The following is a 14,525-nucleotide window of genomic DNA, read 5'->3' on the forward strand; positions in this document are numbered from 1 at the left end:
AAACGCATTCCTCAACTTTTTTTATTTTTATTATTAGAAATTCCTGGGCTACTAAAAACCTTATTTACAACTGGTTCATATAAATAAAGCCTAGTCTAAAAAATGGAAATTCACATTGGAAAAACGAAAATATGTTTATAAAAAAATCCTCTATATCAAGAAACCAATAACAGGTAATCCTTGGCTAATAAATCAGCATGATGCGGCGTAGTAAAAAATGCATTAAGTTTTCCTTGAGGGTTAAATAGCATTAAAGCTCCACTATGCTGAATATCATAATTTGTTGAATCATTTCCATTCTCAATGACTTTAGCATAAGCAATACCCATTTCCCGAGTCATCGATTTAATAGATTCTTCATCTCCTCGTGCTCCGTAAAAATCAGGATGGAAAGAAGTTACATAACTAGCTAATTTTTCCTGGTGATCACGTTCAGGATCGATTGATATCATCACAATGCGTGGTAAATTCTTTACACCCTTATCTTCAAGAAGATGATACATTTTTGTTAATTCTGCCATCGTAGTTGGGCAAACATAACCACAGTTTGTAAAGCCAAAAAACATTACAGTCCATTTTCCTTTTAAGCTGTTATTATCAAATGATTTCGCATCAATTCCTGTCAAACTGAATCGATTAACTGGCCGCGGATTTTCAAGGTAGGTACCATGAAAAGTCGACACATCGATTTTTTTCTTAAAATGGACATGTTGGCCCACAAAAATTCCCGAAAATAATCCTGCAAGGGCCAGCAGAACAACTACTGTAAACGTAACGCTTTTAGCCTTCAAACTCATTTTATCTCCTTAGAGGAACGTATGAAACAACTCTCAAAAATCGATTTTCATAAGAATATCGATTCATATTGTTTTAGAGCTTATTTTCAGTAACTATTCCTATAAATAATGATCAATCAATAAAAAAACAAACAATAACATTAAATACACTATTGAAAATCTGAATGTTTGCATTGCTACCACAGGTTTATCTGTCCGATAGAGTTTATGCGACCAAAACAAAAATCGCGAACCAAGCACTAACGCACCAAGTAAATAAAATAAACCACTCATACCAATAACAAAGGGCAATAGGCTGACTACCAGTAATAAAATGGTATATAAATAAACATTCAATTTAGTAAATGCGATGCCATGGGTTACAGGCAACATAGGAATTTGTGCATGTTGATACTCTTCATAACGATAAATAGCCAAGGCCCAAAAATGAGGGGGTGTCCAAATAAAAATAATTAACACCAGCAATAAAGCTTGAGGATCCAGTTGATTTGTCACTGCGGTCCAACCAAGCAATGGTGGCGCAGCACCGGCTAATCCGCCTATGACTATGTTTTGTGAAGTAGCCCTTTTTAAATAGCCTGTATAAATACCTGCATAGCCAATCAATGTAACAAAAGTCAATACTGCAGTTAATTGATTAACAAAAACAACTAAAACAGTCAGCCCCAGAGTTCCTATGATTAAAGCAAACAATAAAGCTTGACCTACTGAAACTTGACCACTGGCAACAGGTCTTTTTTTGGTTCTCGCCATAATGGCATCGATTCGTTTATCCACCAAATGATTAATTGCAGCAGCGCTTCCTGCGCATAATCCAATTCCGAGTAATGAAAAAAGCAATAAAGGCAGACTAACCCATCCCGGCGTCGCCAAATACATGCCGACAATTACCGTCAATAACATGAGTAATACTACTCGCGGCTTACATAACTCAAGATAATCACGCCAAGCAGTTGACGAGGATTGAACTACATGATCAGCGCGCATCATTTTGCCCCTTACGCGTAAAATGCAGTGTACTAAATAGTGTTGCTAATAATAGTGCTGCGCCCCCATTATGAGCTACAGCAACACCAATTGGGAGTAAATAAATCACATTCAAGATACCTAAAGTAAATTGAACCAACACAAGTAACAACATCACTACGGCTGCTGTTTTAAGATAATTAAAATCGCTTCTTACTAAGATCCATAACGCGAGCACAAGTATATAAGCTGCGGTGATTATTGCTCCCAATCGGTGAATGAATTGAATTGTTACTCGGACCTCATGATCAAGTAAACCCCCTTGATAATTAGCTCCTACGGGTGAAAATAAATTAAATCCTTGCGCAAAATGCAAATCCGGTATCCATACCCCATTACACATAGGGAAACCAATACATGAAATCCCTGCATAATTTGAGCTTACCCAACCACCTAAAGCAATTTGTAGAAAAACGATAATCGCTCCAAGACGTAGCCAAAAACGCCATTGTGCTAAGTCTTTCCCCTTTAGCGAACTGATTTGTAAGCGAAAACGGCTTAAACATGCAACGATAAGCATCCCACCTAAAAGATGGCCCATAACTACCACAGGCAACAGTTTCAAGGTTACTGTCCACATACCCAAAGCAGCTTGAAACAGGACCAGTATGATTAATGCTGCAGGTAAATGCCAAGGCAAATCATTACCCTGTATACGCTTACGTACCACATAAAAACAGATAAAGAAGATTAACAATGCCAAAGAACCTGCGGCATAACGATGAACCATTTCTGTCCATGCTTTTCTAGACTCAATAGGAATTTGGGGGTATTGAGTTTGTGCCGCCTGCAATTTTTCCTTGGCACTGGGAAGGACCATCTGGCCATAACAACCAGGCCAATCAGGACAACCCAAACCTGCATCAGTCAAGCGTGTATATGCGCCCAGCATGACAACTAATAAGGATAAAAGCACAGCAAATGTTACGGCATATCGTAATAACTTATTCTGCATCAGACTAATCACTCTTGTTTTCCGTTGCATTGAGCAACAACTTTAAATCTTTATATACATCCTCAGGATTAGCTTGAGATGCATAGCTGAGAATTAAATAATTACCTGGATCAGCAATAAACACTTTTGCTTTAGACAATAAAGCATCTTTAGTAATCAAGTCAGCTGCAGATAATTTCGCCACTTTAAAATCAACTTCCTTTAAAAAGGCTTTTTGTTCTTGCGATAAAGAAGGTGATTTATCGCTGATAAGAAGCCACTGATCTACCTGGTACAATTTACGCCCTAATGCCAGGCGAATTCGGGCTAGAACATCCAACTGTTTCATGCATATCTGGTCGCAAGCTGCTGGACTCCAAAAAATGATACGCCATTTGCGCTTTTCGTCCAGAACACTCAACTTTACTGGGGGATTCAGTAAATCCCCTTTATTGACCCGTGAGGATCCCAGCCAGGAAGGATGCTGGTAAAATAGATATGCAGCTACTCCAGGAGCGACAAATATTATAACCAACAACAATAAAATATAATATTTACTAACTTGTTTTCTCATTTTCTTTCTTCAGATTTAATCCCACAAATATAATTAGTATCACCAATGCCATCACAAACCATTGTAAAGCATAAGCTAAATGGCGCTGTGGCGGCATGGATACCGTCTCCCACTCCCGCACAAATCCATTTGCATCATGCCTGTCGAGGCGAATAATAAACGGAGAGACTGATTTTTGCAAAATTTGACTTATCAATTGATCATCCACACGCTCCAAAATAATTATTTTATTCTCTTTTTCTTCCAAAGCAGGGCCCAAAACCCATTGATTTTTACTGGGAAAGTATGCCGAGCCCTGCAAATTTATCATTCCTTTGGGAGACTGAATGTTTGGGAGAACGCGACGTGTCAATTCGCCTGGAACCCAACCTCTATCTATAATAATGATAGAGCCATCAGATAATTCCAAAGGTGATAACACATCGTAACCAAATTGATGATTATGATGCTGGTTATCCAGTAAAAAAACCTGAGATAAATACCGGCCTTTGATTACTATACGTTCATATTGCAAAGGCAATTTTTCCTTTGCAGTCCAGGGAACCGGTTTTTGCTTCTCTTGTGTCTTTTGTGCAACAATCATTTTTGTTTTTTCATCAGCACGATGAATTTGCCAAAAACCAAGGCGTACAAATAAAGAAAAAAATAAGAGGGCAAGAATCAACATCGACCAGCTTGGGGTGAAACGAAATTTAAAACAGGTTAAACTAGGCATCATATTAATTGTTCAAATGTTAGTCATGATAAGACAGCAATTTCGGGAGTATAACAAATGATCACTAAAATTATCATCATCTGCGTCATGATTATCATCGCCGGCTCTCTAGCAAGCGGTCTTTTTTTTCTTATTCGAGACTCAGGTAATTCCAAACGCACTGTTAAAGCGTTAACTATAAGAATAACTATTTCGGTGAGTTTATTTATATTTTTATTAATTGCTTTTAAACTGGGTTTAATTAAGCCACATGGCATTTAATTAACGTAAGTTCAAAATAAAAAGTTTTATTTTGCTAAACGAACGTTATCCCGTAAAAATGCGAAGCATTTTGTATGGGATCCATTCTAAATAACCTGACTTTAAGGATATATTATGCGTATCTTGTTAATCAGTTTTCTATTTGTCTGTAATTGGATACATGCCGACACGATAAAAAACTATATGAGCATTGCTGATAATATTCCACAGATGGAAATTAAAGCAGATCCCCAAGCTCAGGCATGGGCCCGGTCAGCTCGTCATGTTTTAACCATAACGTGCGAAAGCATCGCAGAAACAATGATTCATGCAAATGAAATTGCAAAAAATCAAGGTAACCCTATATTTTGTTTGCCAGCAGGGGTACAACTTAATGCCTTTACTCTTTGCGAGTTGATTCAGCAAACTTATAAGGAATTATCAAGCCAGCAAAGCGATAAAGATTCCATGACTGTATCACAGGTGGCCTGGTTAGGCGCGAGTAAACATTACCCCTGTCAACAAGCTAAAAATGCAATATCTCATGTTTCTGCGGCATTCGGACGACCTTCAGATCAGCATTAATCGAATGGCTGTATTTGCCGCATCTTGTGAGAAAATTGGAACGAAAGCATAGCAGCCTGGATTTTATTTCATTATCGCCCCCAGGCTACTTTAGGCATTACGTCAATTATTTGCTAAATTCTTCAAAAGCTTCTAAAGCTTCAGCAGCATACATTAAAGATGGGCCGCCACCCATGTATATAGCCATACCTAAGGTTTCCAAAAGTTCTTCGCGCGTTGTTTGTAATTTAACTAGGGTTTGAGAATGAAATCCGATACAGCCTGGGCATTGTTTCGCAACGGCCAAAGCCATAGCAATTAATTCCTTGGTTTTTTTATCTAATGCACCATCTTTAGTCGCTGCTTGAGCCAACGCTGAAAATCCAGACATTACTTCTGGCATTTCCTTACGCATTTTCGCTAATTGGGTACTGATATCTTTGGTGACTTGAGAAAATTTATCTGACATTAAGAAACTCCTTTTTGAAACCACTTATTTATATTTCATCTTTTTTATTATTCATGAGTTAACAAGTAAATGGTTTAATTTAAATTATTTTTAATAATAAATACCGAGAAGGAACTCTCGGGGCCTATTTACATTTCTACTATCTTGCCAACCTAGCGAAATGAAAACAGGTTCTAAATTTACCGCATTACGTTGTTTAGAAAAAGATTATTAATTAAGAAACAGCACGATTTAATGTTTCTTTTGCTAAGGTCAGGCGACGTTCTACTTCCCCTAATTCTGCTTTTAAATGCAAAATTGCACTTGAATTATGATTATGTTTCAAATGTTCCAAGGTCTTGGTCATTGCCTGCTGTTGTTCTAAAAGCGTATGAATTTCCATTTCAAGATCATTTATCCATTGTTGTCTGGTACTCAACATTTTTATGCCAAAATAAACTTTTTCCTTGGGTTTATTTTTGCCTTGATGCATTTGGCATAAAACGACTAAGACATTAATTTTTTGTCTGATCCGCTCTGCCAAATAAAAAGCACTGTGCCTGTTCGACTGTTTGGACAACGCATGAATGTCCGCCTTAATTTCTGCAATGCATGCAGAACCACTTGCGTCTGCATCAAAACGAAATAAGCCCTTAGGTAACTGGTGACTTGAAAAAAATGAGCCGAGCTCGCTAATTTTCCATTCCAACTCAGGTAATCGTTCCATTAACTGGCTCAGTAATTCATTCGATGCTTCTACGGGTATATCCATACTTTATCTCAAATGCCCTTAACTCGGGACTTTCTCTTAGGCACAATTCACCGAAAAGCTCTGTTTGGCGCGCCTTGGGTGCAAATGATTTAATCGGGAAGAGCAACCTCCAATACAGCTGTTTTTCTTTGTGACCAAGTACTTATAAACGGTGGTACACACATTAAAATTAAACCCCCAATTAAGGTCAACTCATAACGTGACAGGCTACCTACATTAATCCCTTCTGGTGGGATAAAACTCACTGCCAAGGTGGCACATACACCAATAATGCCTACACCTGCAACAAATAACATACCGATTAAACCGCCGGGAATTTGAAAAGGACGATGATGATGCGGCTCTGCAAATCGCAATTTAATTGCGGCTGCAAACATAATGAAATACATTAACATGTACAATTGTGCAGCTAAAGCCGTTAATAACCAATAAGAGCCATTCACGCTAGGCATAAACAAGAATAAGCCAGACAATACAGTAACAATGCTTGCTTGAGTGTAAAGCATGACAACTGGCGCACCTTTTGCATTAGTGCGTTGGAAATATTCAGGTAAATTGCCATCTTCCGCAGCAACCAATAATCCTTTTGTCGGTGCAATTATCCAGTTACTGACACCACCAAGTCCCCCTAAAACCAGCATTACCGCAACTACAGGCATCATCCAAAACAAGTGATACCTGGAAAAAAATGCTTCGAATGCTTGCATAATTCCTGCTACCAAATTAATGTCCTTTCCGGGTAAAACAATTGCTATGGCCAAAGATCCCAGAATTAAGGTACTTAAAATAATTCCTACTGAATAGATTAAGACTTTAGGAAATGTATGCTGCGGGTTGTCGACATCATTAGCATGAACTGTAGCAATTTCGATACCACAAAATGACATGATAATTGCAGTTAGGGAAACCCACATGGATTTATCATTTAAATGTGGCACGATGCTCGGAATATCAAATTGGATTTGCAAAGGATTACCTTGAGTAACCCAAACAACTCCAAGACCGATAATCAGCGACATGGGTAACAACAAACCTGCAAGAGAACATAGATTACTGAATGCGGCTGAAGATTTCATGCCACGCAAGTTTAATATCGTAGCTCCCCAAAACGAACTCACGATAATCGCCCAGAGAAAATAAGGATTACTTGTCAATGTCGGATTAATTAAATAGCCGATCGTTCCTGCGACAAATGATAAAATCGTTGGGTACCAAATTACATTTTCTATCCACTGTAGCCAAATGGCTAAAAAACCCATTTTTTTGCCGAATGCCTGTTTGACCCAAATGTAAATCCCACCCTGTTTTGCCCATCCTGAAGCCAGTTCAGCTGAAACCAAGGCTGTTGGGATTAGAAAAAATAAAGCACCTAAAACAAAATAAAAGATTAATTGACTACCAAATAAGGCTGTAGCAGGCAAATTACGTATGCTATCTACAGAACCAACTGTAATCATAGTCAAACTGAAAAGTGTCAGTGAATGTTTTTTATCGATCATCGCATTCCTTCAGTGCAGTTTTGGGCATGCAGAAGCCTAATTATATAGAAATTAGCTTAAGAAACCCTTAATAATAGGGTAATAATTAAACAAAATGTCCCTTAATTTCATTTACCAACCCACAAGCTTTTAGCGTGCACTGTAAAATAACATGATTTAATCAGAAAATCTCTGCCTTTTTTCCTGTCTTTATGCACAAAATCATTTACTCCGCTGGGAGGTGAACAACATCAAAAACTTGCTGCTAAATTAAAAAATTATCTATTTGCAGAAAATACCGACTTCGCTTGAAAAAGAAAAATCTCCGGTTAGCTCTCGCCTACCCAATTAAATATTCACGCACTGAAAAAATCATTTAAAAGCCTAATTTGAGCAAATTTTGCCAACCTTCATTATACTAATACCTATGGACTTAATCCTTAAGATTGTAGCTAGGATAGTAACCTTAACCTACTTCAAATTGGATGATGGGCTGGATAGTTTCATATCATAGCTTCTCTGTGCTATAGTTCCTATTTTTTTCGGGCAACATATCATGTTTGAAACCTTAACCGAACGTTTGACCCGCACCTTCAAAAATCTACGAGGGAAGGGTCGATTAACTGAAGATAACGTACAACACGCCTTGCGTGAAGTCAGGCTTTCACTGCTGGAAGCAGATGTTGCCTTACCTGTCATTAAAGAATTTATAGACCAGGTGAAGCAGAGGGCTTTAGGGCAAGAAGTTTTAACCGAATTAAATCCCGATCAAGCCTTTATTAAAATTGTTCATGATGAATTAATCCATATCATGGGCGATGAGCGTGCTGAACTTAACTTTAAAACCCAACCTCCTGCAGTATTTCTAATGGCTGGATTACAAGGTTCGGGAAAAACCACCAGTACTGCAAAACTCGCCCGTTATTTGAAAGAGTCTGAAAATAAAAAAGTAATGGTAGTCAGTGTCGACGTTTATCGACCCGCTGCAATCCAACAGCTTAAAGTATTAGCAGAACAAATAGATGTCACTTTTTTCCCGGCAGAAGCAAACGAAGAACCTCTCGCTATTGCAAAAAAAGCACTTGATACCGCGAAAAAGCAATACATGGATGTGTTGCTGATCGATACAGCGGGTCGTTTACATATCGATACCGATATGATGAACGAAATTAAAAGCTTAAATCAGGAACTGCATCCGATTGAAACCTTATTTGTTGTAGACAGCATGACTGGACAAGATGCTGCAAATACAGCAAAAGCCTTTCATGAAGCGTTACCATTAACAGGGGTCATTCTGACTAAAACAGATGGTGATGCGCGTGGGGGCGCTGCTCTGTCTGTAAGGCAGATTACAGGAAAACCAATAAAATTTATTGGTAGCGGTGAGAAAATAGAAGCTTTAGAGCCATTTCATCCTGAGCGAATTGCCTCAAGAATTCTTGGTATGGGTGATATTCTTACCCTTATTGAAGAGGTCGAACGCAAAGCTGACAAGCAGGCGAGTGAAAAACTGGCTAAAAAGCTGAAAAAAGGCAAAGGTTTTGATCTGGAAGATTTCAAACAACAATTACTGCAAATGAATAATATGGGTGGTATTGCTGGTATGATGAGCAAGCTACCGGGTGTCAGCCAAATGATGCCGCAACAGGCAATGAATCAAGTGAGTGATAAAGCCATGGCACAAACCATTGCGATTATCAATTCCATGACTCCCAAAGAACGCCGCATTCCCAAACTCATTGTGGGTTCACGCAAAAAACGTATTGCCTTGGGTTCAGGAACACAGATACAAGACGTGAATAAGTTATTAAAGCAATTTGAACAAATGCAAAAAATGATGAAAAAATTTACCAAACCCGGTGGGATGCAAAAAATGATGCGTGGAATTGGTGGTATGGCTGGGTTAAAAGGCATATTACCCGATGATTTTAAATAATTCGCAAGAATTACTTCACATGCTGAATTAATTTTCGTACAATACACGGCATTTTTACGTAACCACTCTAAAGTAGAGGAAAACAATGGTCGTTATACGTTTATCAAGAGGTGGCGCCAAAAAGCGTCCGTTTTATCATATGGTCGTTACTGACAGCCGCAAACGTCGCGATGGCAGCTATATTGAGCGCATCGGTTATTTTAACCCTATAGCACGTGGGCAAGAAGTACGGCTGCATATTGATACAGAAAAATTGAGTCACTGGCAAAAAGTGGGTGCGCAATTATCCGATCGCGTCAGTGCTTTAATTAAAGAATTTAATAAAAAAGGCGAAGCTGCTTAATAACGTGAATAATCAGGAAAACTGGATAGTGATTGCCCGTTTCGGGCGGCCTCATGGTGTTAAAGGTTTTGTTACGGTTCATTCCTTTACAGAGCCTCGTGATAATGTTCTAAAGTATGCAGATTGGCATGCATTTATTAACAATAAATGGCAACCAATCAAATTATTGCATGCCGAAGTACAAAATAAATCCATCATAGCCCAAATTGAAGGTTATCCTGAACGTGAACTCGTAGCAAACCTCACTAATATAGAAATTGCAGTTCAACAGGGGCAACTGGAAAATCTAGAACCTGGTGAATATTACTGGCACCAACTCATAGGGATGAATGTGATCAACCAACAAGGTGAACCTTTTGGAAAAGTCATTGAAATAATTCCTACAGGTGCCAATGATGTGCTGGTGATAGAAGGTAGCGAAAGACATTTAATACCTTATTTACCCGGCAAATTTATATTAGATATTGATACCAAGCAGCAAGTAATTACTGTTGATTGGGATATGGATTTTTAAGTGGTACTTCATCTTGGAGTTATCAGCTTAATACCTGAAATACTTAATGCCCTGAATTATGGGATTACGGGAAGGGCAATTGAGCAGGGATTAGTAAAAATTGATTACTGGAATCCCAGAGATTGGTCTTCTAGGCCCTACAGGCAGGTTGATGATAAGCCTTATGGGGGCGGTCCAGGAATGGTTATGATGTATGAGCCCTTAAAAGGGGCTATTATGCAGGCACGTAGTCAAATGCCGAGTCATTGCAAAACGATTTATCTAAGTCCTCAGGGTAAGGTAATCCGGCAAAATGACTTGAATCAAGTAGTAAATGACAAACAGCCCCTGCTTTTCATTTCTGGACGATATGAAGGAATTGATGAACGTGTTCTTCAACATTATGTGGATGAAGAATGGTCTCTTGGAGATTTTGTTTTAAGTGGCGGCGAGCTGGCAGCCACGGTATTTATCGATGCAATTATTCGCTTAATACCGGGTAGCTTAGGACATCTTGGTTCAGCAGAACAAGATTCATTTATGAATGGTTTACTGGATTGTCCTCATTATACACGACCAGCAACCGTTGATGGATTAGAGGTACCACCTGTTTTACTTGGTGGTAATCATAGAGATATAGAACTGTGGCGAAGAAAGCAATCTCTGGGTAAAACCTGGCTTAAACGTCCAGATTTACTTGAAAAAATACAGTTAAGTGAAACAGATAAGCAATTGCTTGCTGAGTTTAAGTATGAACACGGTGATTCCTAGAGGATGAACCAATTTGAGGAGTAGTCCATGACTAATATAATTGACCAACTGAATGCTGAGCAAATGCAAGGCAAGGAAATTCCTGAATTCAATTCTGGTGATACTGTTTTGGTTCAAGTGAAAGTAATCGAAGGTACCCGTGAGCGTTTGCAGGCTTTTGAAGGTATTGTTATAGCAAAGCGTAATCGTGGTTTAAACTCTGCATTCACTGTTCGTAAAATTTCACACGGCGTTGGTGTTGAGCGTGTATTCCAAACTTACAGTCCTATTGTTGATAGTATTACTGTAAAAAGACGTGGTGATGTACGTCGCGCTAAACTTTATTACCTGCGTAATTTGGCTGGCCGCGCAGCACGTATCAAAGAAAAATTAACCGCTAAAAAAGCAGATTAATATTTAATTTCTTTCTGTTCTAGATTCAATTTGTCCCCGCGCATGCGGGGATTTATTTTTAAGCTATTTCAGTAATAGTCCTATCTTCCCTATCCATTTTAATCCAGAGTTTTTCTAAAAATCAAAGTACCCAAAATTACAATAAATAAGGTAAATAAAATAATTGGCAACACATCGGGCCATAGAATATTAAAATCCGCGCCTTTCAACATAATATTGCGGGTAATTCTAATAAAATGAGTCAATGGGAGTATTTGACCGATGTATTGTGCCCAAATTGGCATTCCACTAAATGGAAATAAAAAGCCAGAGGTCATCACTGCAACTAATATGCATCCACTAATTGCTGCAACAGCTTGAAATTGTGTTTTAGCAAATGCTGAGATAACAAGTCCTAAGGACAGATTGCTAATAGCATAAAATGCCATGATGAATAGATAAAGGGGGATACTTCCATAAAATGGAACTGCGAAAACAAAAGAAGAAATCATGAGTAAAACAAATAAAATAAAATAACCAGCAATAAAATGGGGAATCACTTTTCCAAAAATGATATTTGTTGCACTAAGAGGAGTGATTAATAGCGTTTCAAAGGTTCCAATTTCATATTCTGAGGTAATTGACATTGCAGTAAGAAGAGTAAGGGTGGTAAAAATTAACACAGAAATTAGGCCTGGTACAATATTATATTGTGAAATACCTTCAGGGTTAAATTTAGCATGAATATCAAATGCAAAAGGTGGTCCTTTCGAAACAAGATAATCTAAAGAGCCACGCAACTCGCGTTCAAATACTTTAGAAGGGAGTTCAGATGCAGCTCGGAATGCATTTGATATCGAAATTGGATCGGATGCATCTGCTTCAATTAATACATGTGGCTTTTTTCCCCGTATTAAATCCCTTGAAAAATTAGGAGGGATATTAACCACAAAAAGTCCTTTTCCACTAAGCAATAACTTGTCTGCAGCTTTTTCTGACGCTGCAATAAATTTCAGGGAAAAATAGTCTGTGTGTTTAAGACCTTCAAGCAACGTACGCGTAAAGGAGTTCTCTTCGGAAGAAATCACCGCAGTAGGTAAATATTTCGGATTCGTATTAATCATGAATCCAAATAAAAGTATTTGCATTACAGGAATTAAGAACAATAATAAAAAAGTTGGACTATTTCGTTTGATTTGAATAAATTCTTTTTTAGCAACTGAAAAAACTCGCCAAAGTTCCATTTTTATCATTTATAATCTCTGTGCACCAAATGTTGCGAGCCAAACAAATGCATCTTCTAAAGTTGAATCAATTTCATTTCCATAAAAAAATTCATTATTAATGTAAGGTTGTATCGCCTGAGATAATTCTTCGCGATTTTTACCACTCACGTGCAAAGTATTATGGAATCGTAAAACTTGATCCACTCCCTCTGTTGCTTCTAATTGATGTGCCAACATTGCTAAATTGACTCCCTTTATAGCCCAAGTAGTCAAGTCCACTGTTCTTAAAATTTCTTCAATAGTTCCAGACATCAAAGTACGACCATAATACATGTATGCAATCTTGTCACACTTATCCACTTCATCCAAATTATGTGAGCTCAATAAAATGGTAATACCTTCTCTTGATAACTGATGCATAAGCTCCCAAAATTCACGCCTGGCTTTAGGATCAATATTTGCTGTAGGTTCATCCAATAATAACAACAAAGGATCGTGCAACAAAGAAACCGCAAGGGAGAGACGTTGCTTCCAGCCTCCTGATAATGTACCTGCAATTTGATGTTTATGCTTGTATAAATCAAATTTGTGCAAATATTTTTCAATCTGATTTTTTCTATCGATGACTCCATATATTTCTGCAAAAAAAAGCATATTTTCGTAAACGGTAAGATCTTTATATAGGCCAAAATTTTGTGACATATACCCAACTAAGGTTTTGATCTGACGTGATTCAGTTAAAATATCAAAACCAACACATTGCCCTACCCCTGAATCAGGAGTAATAAGACCGCATAACATCCTTATCGAGGTAGTTTTTCCTGCTCCATTTGGACCAATAAAACCAAAGATATCACCATATTCCACTTTCAGTTCAAGATCCTTAACTGCATAATTTTTATTAAATCTTTTGGTAAGGTGGCTTACGTCAATGATATAATTGCTTTTATCCATAAAAATCCTATAAAGATTTTGAAAAACGGAGGCTATTTGTTTTTTCTAAGTTTAGAAACCATTTTTTGAAATAGTGATGATGGTTCATCAGCGAAAAAATTCTTAACAATCTCAGCTTCCATAATTAATACCTCACTGTCATATCTTGCATAGGCGCTTTCTTTTCTTCTCATGTTGGTTAAAAACTCACTGTCACCAAACATTTGATTTATTGCAACTGTGGTAGAGCTACTCTCTTTTAAATCTAAAAGAACGACTTCTCCATTTAGAAGATAATAACAGGTATCCGCTATATCTCCTTCTTTATACAAACATGTCCCTTCAGAAATCTTAATATTACGCGCTGTCTTTACCATAGTCTGTATTTTTTCATGGGAAAGATTTTGAAAGGTATGATGAGAACGAATAAATTGGATTAAAAGAAACGCTTCACTCAATTTTTTTAAATTGGGATATCTTATTTGAGGTTGTTTTAAAAATTGCAGAAAATCATAAAGACTTATTTTAAGTAAATGCATCCTGGTAAGCGCATTTACCGAGGCAGCATGCAGACCAGTAGTTGATGCAAAACCCTCTGATGATAAACCAATAATCTTTCCTTCCTTCAATTCAGCAATACGCATTTCCCTATGTTTTCCCAAGGTATGGACTGAGCGTGTTACTTCTGCTCTTCCTGAAACAATAAGGTAAATGCAATCAATCGGATCTCCATCCACTACGATGTGTCCCTCTTCTATAAATTCAGGTTTCGAGTACTTTAGCAACTGCTGAGCACTCTGATAATCAAGCAGGCAAAAAAGCGGATGATGTAAAATAAGATTTGCATAATGTTCTGAATTCATCTTCATAGATACCCGTACCTTTCAAATTCGGATTTTTTTA

The 14,525-nt window shown here is 37.7% G+C and carries 18 protein-coding genes; 7 read left to right on the top strand and 11 right to left on the bottom strand.

The window, feature by feature from the left end; translation table 11 throughout:
* Window positions 1-155: 155 nt before the first annotated feature.
* The 5 genes from LXO92_RS16475 to LXO92_RS16495 all read right to left on the bottom strand — a co-directional run bounded on the left by LXO92_RS16475 (window position 156) and on the right by LXO92_RS16495 (window position 4,046).
* Window positions 156-797 (bottom strand): SCO family protein, encoded by a 642-nt coding sequence (locus tag LXO92_RS16475; protein ID WP_182350619.1) that lies wholly within the window; start codon window positions 795-797, stop codon window positions 156-158.
* 99 nt (window positions 798-896) lie between these two features.
* Window positions 897-1,784: a heme o synthase gene (gene cyoE, locus LXO92_RS16480; RefSeq protein WP_182352879.1), complete on the bottom strand. Its 888-nt coding sequence runs from the start codon at window positions 1,782-1,784 to the stop codon at window positions 897-899.
* The gene (locus tag LXO92_RS16485; protein WP_182352880.1) at window positions 1,774-2,778 is read right to left on the bottom strand and encodes a COX15/CtaA family protein; all 1,005 of its coding nucleotides are present in this window, start codon (window positions 2,776-2,778) and stop codon (window positions 1,774-1,776) included. Before LXO92_RS16485 ends, cyoE begins: the two co-directional genes overlap by 11 nt.
* A 4-nt stretch (window positions 2,779-2,782) precedes the next feature.
* Window positions 2,783-3,331, bottom strand: a complete 549-nt coding sequence (locus LXO92_RS16490; RefSeq protein WP_232891325.1) for a hypothetical protein — start codon at window positions 3,329-3,331, stop codon at window positions 2,783-2,785.
* Complete coding sequence (locus LXO92_RS16495; RefSeq protein ID WP_232891337.1) at window positions 3,315-4,046, bottom strand: SURF1 family protein; 732 nt, start codon at window positions 4,044-4,046, stop codon at window positions 3,315-3,317. Before LXO92_RS16495 ends, LXO92_RS16490 begins: the two co-directional genes overlap by 17 nt.
* 57 nt (window positions 4,047-4,103) lie before the next feature.
* On the opposite strand from LXO92_RS16495, the gene LXO92_RS16500 reads away from it, so the two are divergent.
* Both LXO92_RS16500 and LXO92_RS16505 read left to right on the top strand, forming a co-directional pair.
* Window positions 4,104-4,307 carry a twin transmembrane helix small protein gene (locus LXO92_RS16500; protein WP_019233451.1) on the top strand — a complete coding sequence of 68 codons (204 nt, stop codon included), beginning with the start codon at window positions 4,104-4,106 and terminating at the stop codon, window positions 4,305-4,307.
* A 114-nt stretch (window positions 4,308-4,421) separates the two neighbouring features.
* Window positions 4,422-4,871 carry a phosphatase gene (locus LXO92_RS16505; RefSeq protein WP_182350621.1) on the top strand — a complete coding sequence of 150 codons (450 nt, stop codon included), beginning with the start codon at window positions 4,422-4,424 and terminating at the stop codon, window positions 4,869-4,871.
* Between the two features lie 106 nt (window positions 4,872-4,977).
* Here LXO92_RS16505 and LXO92_RS16510 read toward each other — a convergent pair whose 3' ends face one another.
* The 3 genes from LXO92_RS16510 to LXO92_RS16520 all read right to left on the bottom strand — a co-directional run bounded on the left by LXO92_RS16510 (window position 4,978) and on the right by LXO92_RS16520 (window position 7,569).
* Window positions 4,978-5,319, bottom strand: a complete 342-nt coding sequence (locus LXO92_RS16510) for a carboxymuconolactone decarboxylase family protein (RefSeq protein WP_182350622.1) — start codon at window positions 5,317-5,319, stop codon at window positions 4,978-4,980.
* Between the two features lie 214 nt (window positions 5,320-5,533).
* Entirely contained in the window at window positions 5,534-6,070 is a 537-nt protein-coding gene (locus LXO92_RS16515; RefSeq protein ID WP_182350623.1) for a hypothetical protein, read from the bottom strand.
* A gap of 89 nt (window positions 6,071-6,159) precedes the next feature.
* A complete protein-coding gene (locus LXO92_RS16520) occupies window positions 6,160-7,569 on the bottom strand; it encodes an APC family permease (RefSeq protein ID WP_182350624.1) in 1,410 nt (469 codons plus the stop codon).
* A gap of 535 nt (window positions 7,570-8,104) precedes the next feature.
* Between LXO92_RS16520 and ffh the strand changes: the two genes are divergently transcribed.
* From ffh to rplS, 5 genes are all read left to right on the top strand, one after another.
* A complete protein-coding gene (gene ffh / locus LXO92_RS16525) occupies window positions 8,105-9,484 on the top strand; it encodes a signal recognition particle protein (protein WP_182350625.1) in 1,380 nt (459 codons plus the stop codon).
* 85 nt (window positions 9,485-9,569) lie between these two features.
* Window positions 9,570-9,827 carry a 30S ribosomal protein S16 gene (rpsP, locus tag LXO92_RS16530; RefSeq protein ID WP_058458735.1) on the top strand — a complete coding sequence of 86 codons (258 nt, stop codon included), beginning with the start codon at window positions 9,570-9,572 and terminating at the stop codon, window positions 9,825-9,827.
* Between the two features lie 4 nt (window positions 9,828-9,831).
* Window positions 9,832-10,341, top strand: coding sequence for a ribosome maturation factor RimM (gene rimM / locus LXO92_RS16535; protein WP_182350626.1), 510 nt, complete (start codon window positions 9,832-9,834; stop codon window positions 10,339-10,341).
* Window positions 10,342-11,091 (top strand): tRNA (guanosine(37)-N1)-methyltransferase TrmD, encoded by a 750-nt coding sequence (trmD, locus tag LXO92_RS16540; protein ID WP_182350627.1) that lies wholly within the window; start codon window positions 10,342-10,344, stop codon window positions 11,089-11,091.
* A gap of 27 nt (window positions 11,092-11,118) precedes the next feature.
* Window positions 11,119-11,484 (top strand): 50S ribosomal protein L19, encoded by a 366-nt coding sequence (gene rplS / locus LXO92_RS16545; protein WP_182350628.1) that lies wholly within the window; start codon window positions 11,119-11,121, stop codon window positions 11,482-11,484.
* Between the two features lie 98 nt (window positions 11,485-11,582).
* Here rplS and LXO92_RS16550 read toward each other — a convergent pair whose 3' ends face one another.
* The 3 genes from LXO92_RS16550 to LXO92_RS16560 are packed head-to-tail and all read right to left on the bottom strand — an operon-like array spanning window position 11,583 to window position 14,491.
* On the bottom strand, window positions 11,583-12,716 hold the full coding sequence (locus LXO92_RS16550; RefSeq protein ID WP_182350629.1) for an ABC transporter permease: 1,134 nt from the start codon (window positions 12,714-12,716) through the stop codon (window positions 11,583-11,585).
* Window positions 12,717-13,643, bottom strand: a complete 927-nt coding sequence (locus tag LXO92_RS16555) for an ABC transporter ATP-binding protein (RefSeq protein WP_182350630.1) — start codon at window positions 13,641-13,643, stop codon at window positions 12,717-12,719.
* Between the two features lie 32 nt (window positions 13,644-13,675).
* Entirely contained in the window at window positions 13,676-14,491 is an 816-nt protein-coding gene (locus LXO92_RS16560; protein WP_182350631.1) for a cyclic nucleotide-binding domain-containing protein, read from the bottom strand.
* Between the last annotated feature and the right edge of the window lie 34 nt (window positions 14,492-14,525).

Source organism: Legionella resiliens (genome assembly GCF_021344005.1).
Taxonomy (GTDB): Bacteria; Pseudomonadota; Gammaproteobacteria; order Legionellales; family Legionellaceae; genus Legionella; species Legionella resiliens.